This is a genomic window from Marinomonas colpomeniae, from assembly GCF_014803385.1.
Classification (GTDB): domain Bacteria; phylum Pseudomonadota; class Gammaproteobacteria; order Pseudomonadales; family Marinomonadaceae; genus Marinomonas; species Marinomonas colpomeniae.
Genome location: NZ_JACYFC010000006.1, coordinates 58,200 through 73,643, shown reverse-complemented (window position 1 = coordinate 73,643; position 15,444 = coordinate 58,200). Strand labels below are relative to the sequence as shown.

At 39.7% G+C, this 15,444-nt stretch carries 13 protein-coding genes; 7 read left to right on the top strand and 6 right to left on the bottom strand.

Translation table 11 applies throughout. From position 1 onward, the window contains the following. Positions 1-92: 92 nt before the first annotated feature. Positions 93-1,331, bottom strand: a complete 1,239-nt coding sequence (gene mltA / locus IF202_RS15700) for a murein transglycosylase A (protein WP_191595866.1) — start codon at positions 1,329-1,331, stop codon at positions 93-95. 157 nt (positions 1,332-1,488) lie between these two features. After that, a complete protein-coding gene (locus tag IF202_RS15695; RefSeq protein ID WP_191595865.1) occupies positions 1,489-2,067 on the bottom strand; it encodes a DNA-J related domain-containing protein in 579 nt (192 codons plus the stop codon). Positions 2,068-2,174: 107 nt separating this feature from the next. Between IF202_RS15695 and IF202_RS15690 the strand changes: the two genes are divergently transcribed. The 7 genes from IF202_RS15690 (at position 2,175) to IF202_RS17550 (ending at position 9,332) form a co-directional block, all read left to right on the top strand. Further along, the gene (locus IF202_RS15690; RefSeq protein ID WP_191595864.1) at positions 2,175-2,852 is read left to right on the top strand and encodes a zinc metallopeptidase; all 678 of its coding nucleotides are present in this window, start codon (positions 2,175-2,177) and stop codon (positions 2,850-2,852) included. Between the two features lie 453 nt (positions 2,853-3,305). After that, the gene (locus IF202_RS15685) at positions 3,306-5,549 is read left to right on the top strand and encodes a methyl-accepting chemotaxis protein (RefSeq protein ID WP_191595863.1); all 2,244 of its coding nucleotides are present in this window, start codon (positions 3,306-3,308) and stop codon (positions 5,547-5,549) included. A gap of 146 nt (positions 5,550-5,695) precedes the next feature. Further along, positions 5,696-7,195 carry an ATP-binding protein gene (locus IF202_RS15680; protein ID WP_191595862.1) on the top strand — a complete coding sequence of 500 codons (1,500 nt, stop codon included), beginning with the start codon at positions 5,696-5,698 and terminating at the stop codon, positions 7,193-7,195. A gap of 2 nt (positions 7,196-7,197) precedes the next feature. After that, the gene (locus IF202_RS15675) at positions 7,198-7,878 is read left to right on the top strand and encodes a response regulator (protein WP_191595861.1); all 681 of its coding nucleotides are present in this window, start codon (positions 7,198-7,200) and stop codon (positions 7,876-7,878) included. A gap of 92 nt (positions 7,879-7,970) precedes the next feature. Then, positions 7,971-8,225, top strand: coding sequence for an EF-hand domain-containing protein (locus tag IF202_RS15670; RefSeq protein ID WP_191595860.1), 255 nt, complete (start codon positions 7,971-7,973; stop codon positions 8,223-8,225). A gap of 20 nt (positions 8,226-8,245) precedes the next feature. Beyond that, positions 8,246-8,653 carry a DUF6515 family protein gene (locus IF202_RS15665; protein WP_191595859.1) on the top strand — a complete coding sequence of 136 codons (408 nt, stop codon included), beginning with the start codon at positions 8,246-8,248 and terminating at the stop codon, positions 8,651-8,653. 175 nt (positions 8,654-8,828) lie between these two features. Next, positions 8,829-9,332, top strand: a complete 504-nt coding sequence (locus IF202_RS17550; protein ID WP_235963579.1) for a hypothetical protein — start codon at positions 8,829-8,831, stop codon at positions 9,330-9,332. Between the two features lie 112 nt (positions 9,333-9,444). Here the strand turns inward: IF202_RS17550 and betA are convergent, their stop codons facing one another. From betA to IF202_RS15635, 4 genes are all read right to left on the bottom strand, one after another. Then, complete coding sequence (gene betA, locus IF202_RS15650; RefSeq protein ID WP_191595858.1) at positions 9,445-11,112, bottom strand: choline dehydrogenase; 1,668 nt, start codon at positions 11,110-11,112, stop codon at positions 9,445-9,447. A gap of 28 nt (positions 11,113-11,140) precedes the next feature. Then, positions 11,141-12,598, bottom strand: a complete 1,458-nt coding sequence (gene betB, locus IF202_RS15645; protein ID WP_191595857.1) for a betaine-aldehyde dehydrogenase — start codon at positions 12,596-12,598, stop codon at positions 11,141-11,143. 282 nt (positions 12,599-12,880) lie between these two features. After that, positions 12,881-13,186, bottom strand: a complete 306-nt coding sequence (locus IF202_RS15640) for an isoamylase early set domain-containing protein (RefSeq protein WP_191595856.1) — start codon at positions 13,184-13,186, stop codon at positions 12,881-12,883. Positions 13,187-13,649: 463 nt separating this feature from the next. Continuing rightward, positions 13,650-15,365 (bottom strand): GNAT family N-acyltransferase, encoded by a 1,716-nt coding sequence (locus IF202_RS15635; protein WP_191595855.1) that lies wholly within the window; start codon positions 15,363-15,365, stop codon positions 13,650-13,652. Positions 15,366-15,444 lie beyond the last annotated feature (79 nt).

The window sequence follows — 15,444 nt, the reverse complement described above, 5'->3', positions numbered from 1 at the left end:
TCTAGGTAAGTTTCTTAAATAAAAGAAACGCCGTGTTTTAATTTCAAGTTATAAAACACGGCGTTTTTTTATGTCATTATTTCTCTATCTTATTATTCAGAGACCAAAGATTTGGAACTGGATATTTTTGGTAAGAGTAACCAGACCTTACCAAATTGCTTTAATTGGCCTGCATGGAAGCGGGCTTCTTCTCCAATGCCTTGATACCAGTCTATGTGCCCTGGTCCTTTTATTGCACCACCTTTGTCTTGCGCAAGTAACAGCCGGAACTCGTGGCCAACTAAGTTGCCATTTAAATCGAGCTTAGGTACTTGAGCTAATAATATAGAACCCAGAGGGATGACTTTAGGATCAACCGCTGCTGAATATAATGGTGTTAAAGGAACGTTTGCTGCTCCTATCGGTTTTTGTGGACCTTCACTAAAGAATAAGTAACTAGGATTAGTCGACAGTATTTCTCTGTTTCTTTCTGGGTTATCTGCTAGCCATTGGCGAATGCTTTGAGCTGAAATATCTGCCCTGTCGATTTCACCTCTTTCAATCAATTCTTTGCCTATACTGCGATAAGCATGACCATTGACGCCTCCCCAAGATAGTAGTTTACGCTCGCCATCTTCATACTCAATGACACCAGAGCCTTGAACATGTAAGAAAAAATTATCGACTAGGTCTGATGTGTAAGCAATCTCTAGTTCCTGACCAGAAAGAGCATTTTCAAAATCAATTTCTTCACGCGAAGGGAAGTTACCCTCTGAGTTTCGCTGTAAGGGTTTGCGATAAAGTGGATAGCGGTAGACTTCGTCGGGCAAGTGTCGAACCGGTAGAATAGGCACATAATAGCCCGTAATTTGAACGTTACCACGTTGGTCTTGTCCTGCTAATTGGTGAGCAATGATCTGTGGTTGTTGAGTCGGGTCTTCTAGCCAGTGGCTTATTTCGTTAGCCACTGCCCTTAGGTCTGCAGTGTTGGTTTGTGCATTTTCAAGAAAATACTGCTTATCCGATATTCGATTTAAATAGGTAATTTGCTGTTGTAGCCCAAATTGAAATTCGTCGCTGGGATAAGGTAAGCCCGGAGGGAGGCTTTCTTGTAAATATAAAGACTCACGCTTTAATGCTGTGGTGTCTCTACCGTTATTTTCAAAGTCGTTAGAATGATCAATCTCATGAACACTGCAGCTGATAGCGAATACACAGAAAGAAACAATATATAAAGGGCGATGTAATGCGCGAGTCTGTTTTTTTATTGATGTAAGGTTTTGAAATATATAGGCAAAAATAATATTCTCTCTTATATTAAAAATAATATCAGCAAGGTTAATCGGTAGCATAGATTAATAGTGTAGATCGATTTTTTGAACCGAGCATAATCAACAAAATACGAAAAGTACTTAATTACAAATAGATAAGATAATCTATCTTGGATAGTTATAAGAGTGAAATCAATGTCTAAATAGGTATTTTACACTTTAAAATCAGACTCTTGAGTCAAAACATTAAATATTCATAAGCCTGACGTAGGTCGATGAAAAGATCTTGATCGCCACCTCGGTCTGGATGATGCTGTTGAGCTAATTTACGATACTGTTGCTTGATGTCGGCTTTGCTTGGGTTGCTGTCTTCGATTTCTAGAGTTTTTAATGCGGAATCTCGATCACCATTTAAGCTGATACCATTATAAAAACTGTTTAGTAAACGAGAAACCTCATCAACATTCGTTTTTTCGTATTCACTCCAATCTAAATAATAAGCTGCCAATTTTGCGTCTACACTGTTGCTTAATGTCGTTGTATCGGATAATTGAACCTGAGTTCTACTAAGTAAATGAATACGAGTAGAGCAAATGCTAAGCATGATGTTTTCTTCTTGCCAGAGACTGGCTTGCAGTTGATACAAGGCATTCATAATAAGAAAGTGCTGTCGGAAAAGTAGTAAGTTGACATCTTCTGCGAGATTTTTGAACTCTGGTAACTGACCTCTTAGTTCTTTTAGGATGTCGAATTCGCTCATGCCATTCGGATGATTTTTTAGAATCGTGAGAATTGGACCAACCAAAGGATTCTTCATATCTGGCTCTTATGATGTAATGATGATGACAGTGTATGTGATGAAACCGAAAAGGGTCAAAGCTGAGCCCCATATTTTTATTATTAGGAATACATTTAAACAAAATTATGTTGTGGATTATTGGTATTGCAATCGCTCTCTTATTGTTCGTTGGGCCAAGTGTGTGGGTGAAATACACCTTAAAACGTTATGCAACGGATCGTGATGATTTACCTGGAACGGGTGGTGAACTTGCGAAGCACTTTGTGAAACGTTTTGAACTGAACGATGTCAAAATTGAAGCCGCACAGGAAGGCCGTGATCATTTTGATTTTGGGCAGCACGTTGTTCGTCTTAGTCCAAGCGTTCTTAATGGTCGTTCTTTGACAGCGGTTGCTGTGGCCACTCACGAAATAGGTCACGCCATTGCTCATGAAAAAAAGCAAAAAATCTCGCATTTAAGCTCAAGATACTTACCGTTTGCACATTTTGCTCGACGCATTACCGCAGGTTTATTAATTGGCTGGCCGATTATTTCTGCGTTGTTGCATCTACCTTATGCCGTTGCACTTCACGCTTTAGTGGTGGGCTTGTCTGGTTTGTTAGCGGTTGTTGTTCAATTGGCAATCTTGCCAGAAGAATGGGACGCCAGCTTCAATAAAGCACTGCCAATCCTTGCAGAAGGCAACTACATCCCACAAGAAGACTTACCAAAAGTGAAGAGAATCCTCACCGCCTGTGCCATGACCTATGTCGCAGCTGCTTTGGTTAAGGTTTTATTTGTGTGGCGTTGGTTTAGGCGTTAGCAGTTATTGCGCTGTTATAAGGATAAAATTTTTAGTGACGGAATGTCGTATCTGTCACTAAATGGATATGTTATTTTTAATTGAAATAGATATTCGGAAACGCAAATAAAGAAGGGGAATATTTGATTATTTCTTTTCCTTTTTTATGTGAATATAAAAACATAAACACTTCTCATTCATATCTATTCGTATTTCTGTCCTAAATTATTATCAATATAATACTATATTGCCGATAGTAGTAAGCTTTCTTATCATTAAGTTTAGTAAAAACAAATTTTTACATTTACGTACAATAAAGCCTATATAAAAAGGTTTAATGTGTCGTGTATCAACAACTAAATTTTTTATTTGATTATTATAAAAAATAAAATAACCAAGCATATGATTGCTTATCAGAATTTAATGATATTACTCGACTGCAATGGATTATTTTTCGGGTTTAGAGGAAAAAAAATGACGTTCAAAAAACAAATATTAATAATATTAGTTTTAGTAGGATTGATTCCGGCTTTAATTGTAACTGGTATAGCTCTGTACTCTTCGTCCTCGTCGATGACGAGCATGGCATATAATCAGTTATCTTCGCTTCGTGAAACTAAAAAAGATGTGGTGGAAGAATACTTACATGGCCTTGAAGATGTGATTAGCTTGGTAGCAGGCAGTCCCGAAATCAAACGTGACCTCATTGATTTTGATAATGCCTATCAAAATCTCTTAACAAAAGACTTCGTCAAATTACCTGATATTAATACTGTACGTAGTGATTTATTACGTTTCTATAAGAATGAATTTGAGCCGGCTTTAGTTGAAAATAGTAATGGTTTGAAGACCCCCTCTATGGCATCCCTTATTGACCCGCTAACAGATACAGCAGCAATCTTGCAATATGCGTATATTTCAAATAATTCAAATGAAGTGGGCAGCAAGGGAAAATTACTCGATTCAAAATCGGGTTTTGAATATGACGCAGTTCATAAAAAAGCACATGTATATTTAACAGAGTTACAGGAAAAATTTGAATTTTACGATGTCTTCTTAGTAAATCAAGAAGGAGATATGGTTTATAGCGTCTTTAAAGAACTTGATTTTGCAACCTCTCTAGCAGATGGTCCTTACCGTGATAGTGGTCTTGGAGAAGCTTACCGGAGAGGTATAAAACCCGAAAAAGGTGCTAAAGTATTTATAGATTTTTCCCTTTATGTTCCTTCTTATAATGCGCCTGCCGGGTTTATTGCCTCACCTATTATTGATGATGATGGTACTCACTTAGGTGTGATTATTGCTCAGTTCCCGATTCAAAAGTTAAATGAGCTGATGGCAAAAAGACAAGGACTTGGTGAAACTGGAGAGACTTATCTTGTTGGTAAAGATAAGTTGATGCGCTCAGATTCCTTTTTAGACCCAGTAAACCATTCTGTTTTTGCTTCTTTTCAAACACCTGAAAAAGGCTCGGTAGATACTGAAGCTGCTCGAAGAGCCATACAGGGCGAACGAGGCATAGGTATTATTACAGATTATAATGGTAACTCAGTTCTTTCTGCCTACACACCGCTTGATGTTGATGGCTTAGGTTGGAATTTATTAGTTGAGATCGATGAATCTGAAGCCTTGGCAAGTACGCACGAGTTTTTTCAGGTAATTACCGTTGTGGTTATTATGATGATGATAATCGTCGCATTTGTTGCTGTGGCTGTTGTCAAAATGATCACCAAGCCTTTGGGTGGCGATCCTAAAGAAATACAGGCAATTGTGAATACTATTGCAGATGGTGATTTGACTTATGAATTTGATACATCAGTTTCTTCTTCTAGTATTTATGGCTCTATGGCCAAAATGACATTGAATTTAAAAGAATTAATCGGTCAGATTCGTCAAACTATCCACACTCAAGGTGAAACATCTCATCAACTGGGTGTGATTACTGAAGATACTAGCGCCAATATCCAAACTCAGCATTCAAGTACTACACAAATTGCGGCCGCAATGAACGAAATGACAACTTCTTTCTTAGAGGTATCGCAAAACATACAAGAAGCAGCCCTAGCATCGGAAGAGGCAAATTTGAATCTTGATGAAAGTTTGTCGTATGTTTCCAAAGCAGCAGATGACATTCATGATGTTGCAGAAGAGCTAAAACGATCTCAAGGTTCCGTTGATCGTCTTGCACAACGTACTGCAGATATTTCTGCGGTAGTTGAAACCATTCAAGGAATATCAGATCAGACTAACTTATTGGCACTTAACGCTGCGATAGAAGCCGCAAGAGCCGGTGAAACTGGTCGAGGTTTTGCGGTAGTTGCAGACGAGGTGCGTGGGTTAGCTCAAAGAACTCAGCATGAAACACAGCAAATTTCGTCTATTGTTGAAGCGCTGCAGAGTGGTTCCCAAGAAGCTCAAGGTATGATTCATTCTAGTGTGAAGAGTGCTGAAGACGTAGCGGGTAAATCAAAAGCAACCTTAGGCAAATTAAATACAGCAGTAGTTAATGTGAAGCGCGTTTCTGATATCTCTATGCAGGTGTCTAGTGCGTCAGAGCAGCAAACAGGTGTGGCAAATGAGATAAGTGAAAGCTTGGAGTCCGTTACTGCTTTGTCTTCCGAAAATGAGCAATCTATTAACACTATTTTCCATTCTGGTGAGACAATTAAGTCTTTATCTGATGAACTTAACAATCAAATCCAGCGCTTTAAAATCTAATTAGCAAAAGACTTTTCGAAGCGTTAAAAGCCAAACTGGGAGCAGTTTGGCTTTTTTTTGTTGTGAGAGCAATGGAATCAAGACAGAATAAAATACACTAGGATGTGTCTATTTTATTTTGTCTAACATGTATATAAAGGGAGTCTGTGCGTATTTCTATTTTTTCCAAGCTATTTATATCCTTGTTTGTCACCAGTATTTTATTGGTTATCAGCATGTCTTTTCTTGTGGGCTACAGCTTTAAATCTGGTTTCCAAGGGTACCTCAACCAACAAGAAAAAATAAAAATTATCCAACTAACATCTGTTTTCTCTGAATATTACTCAGAGCATAATGGTTGGCAGGTATTACGAGAACGACCAGAGATATGGGGACAAATTATTGGCGATCCTGGTGCGCCTTTTCCTGTTGAAAAAAGTCGTCGATTTTCTTCATTTCATCAAGAGCCTAAGTTTCATAACCCCCCGTCTTTTCATCAAAATCCGGATAGACCGAATTCAGAAAGGCTTCTTCGCCCACCCCGAAATCTTCCAATACAGGAAGAGTTGAGTCCGATTAGCCATCGTATTTATTTGGAAAATACACAAGGTAAATGGGTTGTTGGTGCCGTTCCTTGGATTCAAAATCAGAAGGAAGCGGAACGGTTAAAAGAACCGATATTAGTAGATTCTAAAACGGTAGGTTGGCTAGTTTTACAACAGAAAAACTTACTTAGTGGACCTCTTGTTGAACAGTTTTATTCTCAGCAGAAAAGTAATTTATATTGGATTGTTGGATTGGCTGGGCTTGCTTCTCTTATTGTTGCTTTGTGTCTAGTTCGGGTTTTTCTGTCGCCCTTGAAACGTCTAAAGCAAGGTGCAACCGCATTATCTGAAGGAAATTATAATGTCAATTTTCAGATCCGAAGTAACGACGAGTTTGGTGAATTGTCAGATAGCTTTGAGTATCTTGTGGGTAGTCTAAAGCAACAGAAAGAAAACCGAGAGCAATGGTTGGTGGATATCTCACATGAATTACGCACACCTATTGCTGTTCTGAGAAGTGAGTTAGAAGCCATTCAAGATGGTATTCGACAGCCAGAAATGCGACGTATGGACTCAATGCATGATCAAGTTATGGGGCTTCGTAGGCTAGTAGATGATCTTTATTTGCTGTCAAAAACAGATTCTGGTGTATATCAAATGGACACTAAGACACTAGACCTTGCCCAGTTAGTAGAACGGGTTGTGTTGACGTTTGAACATAGACTTCAACAAGATGGGTTGGATTTAGTTTTTATAAAACCAGAAAAGCTAATTTTTATTAAAGGTGACGAAAAAACGTTGGAGCAGCTTTTGATGAATCTATTGGAAAACAGTTTGCGCTATACGGATGCTCCAGGGCAGATTCATCTTTCGATTATTGAGGTAGAAAAAGATCTCGTTTTACGTGTTGAAGATTCGTCTCCAAGTGTTGAAAAAGAACACCTGCCAAATCTGTTTAAACGCTTATATCGAGTCGATAAATCTCGAAGCCGTCAATACGGTGGTTCAGGCTTAGGCTTGTCAATTTGTCGCAACATCGTCATCATGCACGGCGGTGAGATCCTAGCGAGTGAATCCGAGTTAGGTGGTTTGGCCATCGATATTAGATTAAAAAGAGAGTAATAATGAGCGATACAAAAAAGTTTATCTTGGTAGTTGAAGATGAACCAACCTTGTCGGCTATCCTCTGTGAGTATTTTGAACATGCAGGATTTCGTGCCCAAAGTATTGATGATGGTGCTGTCGTCATCGACTTTGTTAGAAAGCATACACCAGATTTAATTATTCTGGATTTGATGCTGCCAAATCGAGATGGGTTAGGTATTTATCGTGAAATTCGTACATTTAGTGAAGTGCCTATTATTATGGCGACCGCTAAAGTCGAAGAAATTGATCGTTTAATTGGCCTTGAACTCGGTGCAGATGATTATATCTGTAAGCCATATAGCACGAGAGAAGTGGTAGTAAGGGCAAAGAATCTTTTGCGGCGTAACAACACATCGGCTTTTATTTCTCAGGATGATTTAGTTATTAATGAGCCTTCTATGACGGCAACATTTCATCAGCAGAGGCTTTCACTCACGCCTGCTGAGTTTCGGATTCTAGTTTTTTTAATGAAAAATCACGGGAAAATATACAGTCGAGATCAGCTCATGAATCATATTTATTCTGATGATCGAGTTGTCGCTGATCGAACAATCGATAGTCATATCAAAAATGTACGCCGTAAATTAGCCGAAGTTGACCCATCATCAGACTGTATTAAATCTGTTTACGGTGTCGGTTATAAATTTGACGTTATGTAGGCGTTTTCTCCATATTCAGTACAAGTTTTCGAAATATACTTTCCCTGTTCCATTATCTATTTAGTGTTTTATACACACTCAGGAAGTACATTATGAAGACAATATTATCTACGGTATTTTTGCCTGTTATGACGGCAAGTATTTTATCTCTTTTCTCTGTAAGCAGCTTGGCTAATGGACAGCCACCGAAAGAGCCACCATCTTTTGATCAGATGGATTCTAATGGTGATGAGGTTCTAACAAAAGATGAGCTTAAAGGGCCTTTACTCGATGACTTCGAACGCTTTGACATAGACGGTAGCGGTTCGTTAACAAAAAACGAATTACCTGAACCACCTAATCATTAATTAAGATTGAGGAAAGGGTTATGACGTTTCGCTCTATTATTGCTCTTAGTTGTTGTCTTACTTTAGCTGGCTGTGCTGGCGGACCTAGAGGGTTTGGTGGCGCTCCTTTTGGATTGCTCGCATTAGGCACAGGCATCGCCATTGGTTCTGTTTTTACAACTTTGCCTCATCGTCATACTGTAATAGATAACCGTACCTATTATTCAGATGGTGTTTTTTATCGAGAGTCGGATTCGCCTCGGGGCTATACCGTTATTACGCCATCTCCAGGAGTATGGGTAGACGAAATCCCTGAAGAGCATCGAGTCATTCGCTACAAGAGCCAAGATTACTTTACTAGTAAAGGTGTTTGGTATCGGTTTGATGTTAAGCGAAAACGATACAAGGTTGTTGAAAGTCCGATTGAAGAGTCGAGTTATGAAGATTAAGTCTAATTATTCGATAGTTTGTCGAAACAAGAGGCGTCTTTGATGCTTTATATGTGAAAATTAACATATATGAAAAAAAATATCAGGTGAGTGGTGTTTGTCATTTTTTTGTAATGTAAGTCTTTCATTATGGGTTTATTCAATTTTAAAAAATCCATCTTATGAAGGTACTATTATGAATAAAAGCAAACTTGTTATTGCCATGTTTTTGGGCGGCGCTCTAAGTGCTTGCTCTTCTATTTCTTCTGAGTCTTCTATGGCTTCTAAGTACGATATTGAAGGCTTTAAAACGGAAATAGAAGACGGTCGGCTTTGGGTGTTTGAAGAAGATTCCGAAGAATTAGCATTCTTTAAAGAGCATGGTGAGCCAGCAAAGCAGTTCACTAATATTGGTTCTGGTCCAGAAGGCATGACACTTAAAGCAGCAAGCCAAGAGTCTTTGGATAAGTATCTAAAAGCTATCTCTGGTGGTTCTGAATTCGACATTGACGGCTTTACAACGCAAGTAGAAGACGGTCGTCTTTGGGTATTTGAAGAAGGCTCTGAAGATTTAGCTTTCTTTGAAGAACATGGCGAGCCAGCAAAACAGTATACTAGTATTGGCACAGGTCCAAATGGCATGACAGTTAAAGCGGCAAGCCAAGAAACTTTGGATAAATACCTATCTACTTACAAATAATAAATGATGAAGTAATCATTTTTTTAAATAGATATTTATTGCTTAAAATAAAAACACCAAACTGATCCAGCTTGGTGTTTTTATGTCATGAAATACAGGGATATAACGAAGATTAACGCTGTTTGGTTTCGTATTCTGGGTGAATCCAAACTGGCACATTCAGGCTAGGTAGCGCGTCTTTTCCTAGAATTATGTCAGCTGCTTTTTCAGCCACCATAATGGTTGGCGCATTCAAGTTACCATTGGTGATCGTTGGGAATATAGAAGAATCTACTACACGTAAGTTCTCGATACCGCGAACTTGGCAGGCTTCATTCAATACCGCCATCGGGTCATTGTCATCACCCATTTTACAGGTACAAGATGGATGGTAGGCACTTTCTACGTTCTCTTTTACCCACTGATCAATATCTTCATCACTCTGAATATTCATACCAGGTTGAATCTCTTCTCCGCGGTATGCATCTAATGCCGGTTGCTGAAGAACTTCACGAGTCAGGCGAATCGTATCGCGCCAGTCTTGTTTGTCTTGTTCTGTTGAAATGTAATTGAATAAGATACGAGGCTTTGCGGCAGGGTCAGACGACTCAATCCATAACTTACCACGGCTTTCTGGTTTGTTTGGACCAACATGTACTTGGAAACCATGACCATCAAATGCCGCTTGGCCATCGTAACGCATCGCCGCTGGTAAGAAATGATATTGAATGTTTGGTGCTTTCAGCCCTGCACGAGAGCGAATGAAACCACAAGATTCAAAGTGATTCGTTGCACCTAAGCCACTTTTGAATAACATCCAACGTGTACCAATTAAGCCTTTACTAATTAAGTTTAGTTTACCGTTTAAGGTTGTTGGCTGTGTACAACGATATTGGAAATACACTTCCAAGTGGTCTTGTAAGTTTTCACCCACACCTGGCAATTCATGAACCAGTGGTACAGCTGCTTTTTCTAATACGTCTTTTGGACCCACGCCAGACAATTGTAGTAATTGTGGGGAGCCAACAGAACCTGCGGAAAGAATCACTTCTTTGCTCGCGTTCACTTGGCTTGTTTTGCCATTTTTACTGAACTCAATGCCAACCGCTTTTTTACCATCAAAAATGACTTTGTGGCTAAGTACACCTGTTTTTAAAGTCAGATTAGAGCGTTTCATTGCACGACGTAAATAGGCATTAGAGGTAGACGCACGAACGCCATTTTTCACCGTCATATGCATTGGGCCAAAGCCCTCTTGACGGTGACCATTGTAGTCGGCTGTTTCGCCATAGCCTGCTTGGTTACCCGCATCAATAAAAGCTTGATACAAGGGATTATAAGTCATGTCGTTGCCGTTATTTGTCGACAACGGACCTTCGCCACCGCGGTAAGTATCTGCGCCGTCTTTCCAAGACTCTGCTTTTTTAAAGTAGGGCAAGCAAGTTTGGTAATTCCAGCCAGCTGCACCGTTTTCTTCCCACTGGTCAAAATCACACGCGTGACCACGAACATAGACCATGCCATTAATCGAAGATGAGCCCCCCAACACTTTACCACGAGGGCAATGCATTTCTCGGTTGTCTAGGCCTGGCTCTTTGTCTGAATGAAACTGCCAAGCGTATTTATCTGAGTTCATTGGGTAAGACAAGGCGGTTGGCATTTGGATAAAAATACTTTTATCCGAACCGCCCATTTCTAATAAAAGTACCTTGTGTTCACCGCTTTCTGTCAGTCGATCAGCCAATACACATCCAGCGGAACCAGCACCAACGATGACGTAATCATAAATTTCGTTTGTCATGACTTTTCCCATTTAGTAAGAGTCTCGTTTAGTAAGGGTTTTGAACGTCGTTAAGATCGACAAATACGCTCTTAGTTTGTGTGTAATGGTATAAAGTATCGATGCCGTTTTCACGACCAACACCGGATTCTTTGTAGCCGCCTACAGGCATTTCAGCAGGAGAAGAGCCCCAAGCGTTAATCCAGCAAATACCAGCCTGCATTTGGCCAATAACACGATGAGCACGAGCGAAGTCTTTCGTAAATACACCTGCGGCTAAACCAAATTTAGTGTCGTTAGCGCGTTTAATAACTTCATCTTCTTCTGTGAAGCTTAATACCGACATTACAGGTCCGAAGATCTCGTCTCGTACTTGAGGCATATCATCGGTGCAATTAGTGAATACAGTCGGCGCAACAAATGCGCCTTTATCTAAGCCGTTTTCAGTCACTTGATAGCCACCACAAAGTAAGGTTGCACCAGCGTCTTTTGCTGCCTGTATGTAGCCTAATACTTTGTTCATGTGATCTTTAGAAATCAAAGCTCCAACTTGCGTGGCCATGTCCATTGGATCTCCAATGATCATAGCTTCTGTACGAACTTTAAGTTCTTTAGTGAAAGCGTCCATGATGTCTGCGTGAACAAATACACGTGTGCCGTTTGTACAGACTTCCCCTTGGGTGTAGAAATTAGCCAACATAGCGGCAGAAACGGCTTGATCAACAGGCATATCTGGGAAAATGATCATTGGCGATTTACCACCCAGTTCCATGGTCACATCTTTTAAAGACTGAGCAGAAGCGGCCATGACTTTTTTACCTGTTCCTACTTCACCAGTGAAAGAGACTTTATCGATTTCTGGGTGCGCGGTAATCATTTGGCCGGTACGACCATCACCTTGAATAACGTTGAAAACACCATCTGGCAAACCTGCCTGGGTGTAAATTTCAGCAAGTTTAAGCGCTGTTAGAGGTGTTTCTTCAGATGGTTTAAATATCATCGCATTACCAGCAGCAAGCGCAGGGCCAGACTTCCACATAGCGATTTGTATCGGATAGTTCCATGCGCCAATACCAGCACAAATTCCTAATGGTTCACGACGAGTATAGAAGAAGTTTCCGTTACCAAGGTCTTGGTATTCACCTTGAATTTTATCTGCTAGACCTGCGTAATATTCAATAACGTCGGCACCGGTTTCGATGTCTACGCAAATGGCTTCTTGTAGTGGTTTACCTGTGTCTAATACCTCTAGACGAGCAAGATCTTCGTTGTTGTCACGAAGCAATTCAGCGGCTTTTTTAAGAATACGACCGCGTTCTACAGGACTCATTGCTGCCCAAATTTTTTGGCCTTTTTTGGCAGATTCAACAGCAGCGTCTAACTCAGCTTGTCCTGCGTGTTCAACAGTGGCAATCACCTCTCCTGTAGCCGGGTTGATAGTGTCGAAATGTTCCCCACTAGTTGATGCATGGTAACGACCGTGAATGTATTGCTGTTGATGTGCCATGGTAAACCTCTTTAATTCGTTTGCTGTTCGATGCTCTAGTGTAGCAGATGCATCGGTTTGTATTGCTCGTTTTGGTTTTTATTAAACGAGCGTTTAATAAAAACAATTGTACACATTTTTATTATGTAATGGCAGTCGCTGGTGTTTTTGGGACGCTAAAGGAAAGCTTATTCGCTATTTATGACGTTAATGTGTCGTTATGGGAGAAGGTGAGAGGATATGGAATAAGGTCTGCGCCTTGTTATATATTCTGTGTATGAAAAGGCGCAGATCTGTTTCAAGTTAAAGGTATAAAACGCTGTTTGTATCTTGGCTAATTGGGCTCTGCACATAAGAATCCGCCATCTCATCATTTAGCCAGCTACCGTCATCAATGACATATCGAAATTGGTATGTATGGTCAATATCTAGTTTTAATGTAGAGGAATACTCACCTGTTTTTTTCTTGCTTAATGGGGTTGCAGAAGCATCCCAATTATTAAAATCACCGACAACAGAAATTTTTGTTGCTTCGCCAATAGCTTCTGAAGGTAAGGTGAATTTTACTTTGCATTGAGGTTTGGTTTTTAAATAGGTTTTCTCAATCATTGTTAGCTCCATAGTCCTGAGGACAAAATAAAGGCTACTGCAAAAGCCTGAGGGTAAGTTGTTTTAACAAGCAAAGCTTACGCCATATTTTCTAAGTAATTAATTTCTTGAAGGAAAGTTGAGTGTGTTTTTCACAGTGTAGTTTTGTCTATCTTTTTATTATTGAAATCGGAATCTCATGCACTTTTTTAGCGCTTGTTTTTTGGAATATAGTGATATGTTTCTAATGCTTTTACAGTCTAACCAGCAGTGCAAATATACATTTATAACTGTGTTGGTCATCTATACTGAAACGACATCTAAAAAAACAGCAGAGGTGTTTTTATGGAATTTCAAATGATAGTTCTTATCGTGTTAAGTGTCATTCTTGTGATGAAAATAATATATCTGGTTTTTTTCAAACAACCGGAGAAGGACTATGATCATCACTCCCATAGTCACCATCACGACCCAAAGTCGTAATTTAATTGTGGCCTCGGTAGCGTTTATGTTTCGCTTCTTTAACTGTGGTTAGGTCTACTAGGACTAAACCGTCTACGCAGTAGCCAAAGTCGGCATCGACTCCAAAGTCTAAGAAGCGTACACCACCAGGTTCACACAGTTCACTGTATTGCTTAAAGAGTGTTGGAACACTGGCACCGAAATGACTGAGTTGTTCCTTTAGTACTCTAAAATCTTCTTCGTAATTGTCTCCGCAGAAAACGCCTGAAATAATTTCTGCATGCTCTATATTTACTTGGTATGGCGTAAAAGATCGGGCTAAATGCTCTTTGTCTGAAAAATACAGCTTATAAAAAGAGACAATGAAATCTTTGGCTGCTTGAGGGTAACTATTGCTTAAGCTAACAGGGCCGAACATGTAGCGTATTTCTGGGTGTCGATCCAAATATGCACCAATGCCATACCATAAATAATCTAAGCTGCGCTTGCCCCAATATTTAGGTTGAATAAAGCTGCGACCAAGTTCAATACCTTGTTCGAAGTAAGGTTCCATGTCGCAGGAATACTTAAATAATTCAGCACTATAAATAGAATTCGGTTTGTCTTCTTTCATATAACGAGCGACTTCACCGATGCGATAAGCACCAACAATTTCTAATGCTTCTTCATCCCAAAGAATAAGGTGACGATAATGTTGATCGAATTTATCCAAGTCAGAACGCTCGCCAGTCCCTTCGCCTACCTTACGAAAAGCAATCTCGCGTAAACGACCAATCTCCTTCATGGTGACGGACATTGGATCGTAGTCAAACAAGTAAATTTGTTTGTTGTCTTTGGTGCTTCCAAGGTGTTCAGACTGTTTCAATTCTAGTTTTATTTGTTGTCGATTTTGTGGGTGCTCAACCGTTTTTTCTGTTTTTAATAACGGTTTTTTCCCTTTAGCTATTCGGTACAAATGACGTTTCACTAGTTTGTTTTTTTCTTTATCGCTAAGAGGTAATTTAGCTAATTCTTGAATAGGGATAGCTTGGCCAACTTGCATTGGGATTTTACGATTTTTTTGACGAAACATTTCATTCGCAAGTTGAATGGTTGAAAGCGGCCGATATAACAATGAGCTAGTATAAAACAGCATAGAATTACGACCACCAATATGAACCGGCAACAGAGGGCTGTTTGTCTTTTGAGCGAGTTTTAAGTAATTCTGGTTCCAGTTTTGGTCTTTTACACCACTTGGAGATAGGCGAGAGACTTCACCAGCAGGAAAAATAATGACAGCTTCTTCATTGTGAAGACAGTTCATAATCGCTTTGAGTTGCTGTCGACCTGTTTTTCCACCGATATTGTCTACGGGTAAAACGAGATTTTTTAATCCGTCAAATCCCATAAGTAGGTCATTAGCGACAATTTTTACATCGGATCTAATTTCACCAATTAATCTTAGTAACGCTAAGCCATCTAAAGCGCCAAGAGGGTGGTTTGCAATGATCATAGCTCGCCCGCTAGCGGGAATATTGCGACGATCTACTTGGCTCACTTGATAGCTGAAGTTGAAATGATCTAACACACGATCAATAAATTCGAAGCCGACACAGCCGTAGTTGGTTTCCAGGAATTGATTAACTTCACTTTCGTGGAATAAACGTTTTAATACGCTTAACGTAGGGCGTGTAATAAGTGGGCTTTTGTCGAAAAATTGAGGAGATTTATTAACAATCATTTGCTCGACTTGTATCACAGTGTTGCTCCTCGTTTGTAAGTGTCTTTAGTTGGCTTACAGTGAGGGTAGAGTGTGAATATTACGATGACGTGACGAT

What these genes read in the sequence shown, in the direction of transcription:
- IF202_RS17550 (WP_235963579.1), top strand. Translation starts at nt 8,829, where the DNA reads ATGAATAAAAGCAAACTTGTTATTGCCATGTTTTTGGGCGGCGCTCTA.
- IF202_RS15685 (WP_191595863.1), top strand. Translation starts at nt 3,306, where the DNA reads ATGACGTTCAAAAAACAAATATTAATAATATTAGTTTTAGTAGGATTG.
- IF202_RS15695 (WP_191595865.1), bottom strand. Translation starts at nt 2,067, where the DNA reads ATGAAGAATCCTTTGGTTGGTCCAATTCTCACGATTCTAAAAAATCAT.
- betB (WP_191595857.1), bottom strand. Translation starts at nt 12,598, where the DNA reads ATGGCACATCAACAGCAATACATTCACGGTCGTTACCATGCATCAACT.
- IF202_RS15675 (WP_191595861.1), top strand. Translation starts at nt 7,198, where the DNA reads ATGAGCGATACAAAAAAGTTTATCTTGGTAGTTGAAGATGAACCAACC.
- mltA (WP_191595866.1), bottom strand. Translation starts at nt 1,331, where the DNA reads ATGCTACCGATTAACCTTGCTGATATTATTTTTAATATAAGAGAGAAT.
- IF202_RS15665 (WP_191595859.1), top strand. Translation starts at nt 8,246, where the DNA reads ATGACGTTTCGCTCTATTATTGCTCTTAGTTGTTGTCTTACTTTAGCT.
- betA (WP_191595858.1), bottom strand. Translation starts at nt 11,112, where the DNA reads ATGACAAACGAAATTTATGATTACGTCATCGTTGGTGCTGGTTCCGCT.
- IF202_RS15640 (WP_191595856.1), bottom strand. Translation starts at nt 13,186, where the DNA reads ATGATTGAGAAAACCTATTTAAAAACCAAACCTCAATGCAAAGTAAAA.
- IF202_RS15690 (WP_191595864.1), top strand. Translation starts at nt 2,175, where the DNA reads ATGTTGTGGATTATTGGTATTGCAATCGCTCTCTTATTGTTCGTTGGG.
- IF202_RS15670 (WP_191595860.1), top strand. Translation starts at nt 7,971, where the DNA reads ATGAAGACAATATTATCTACGGTATTTTTGCCTGTTATGACGGCAAGT.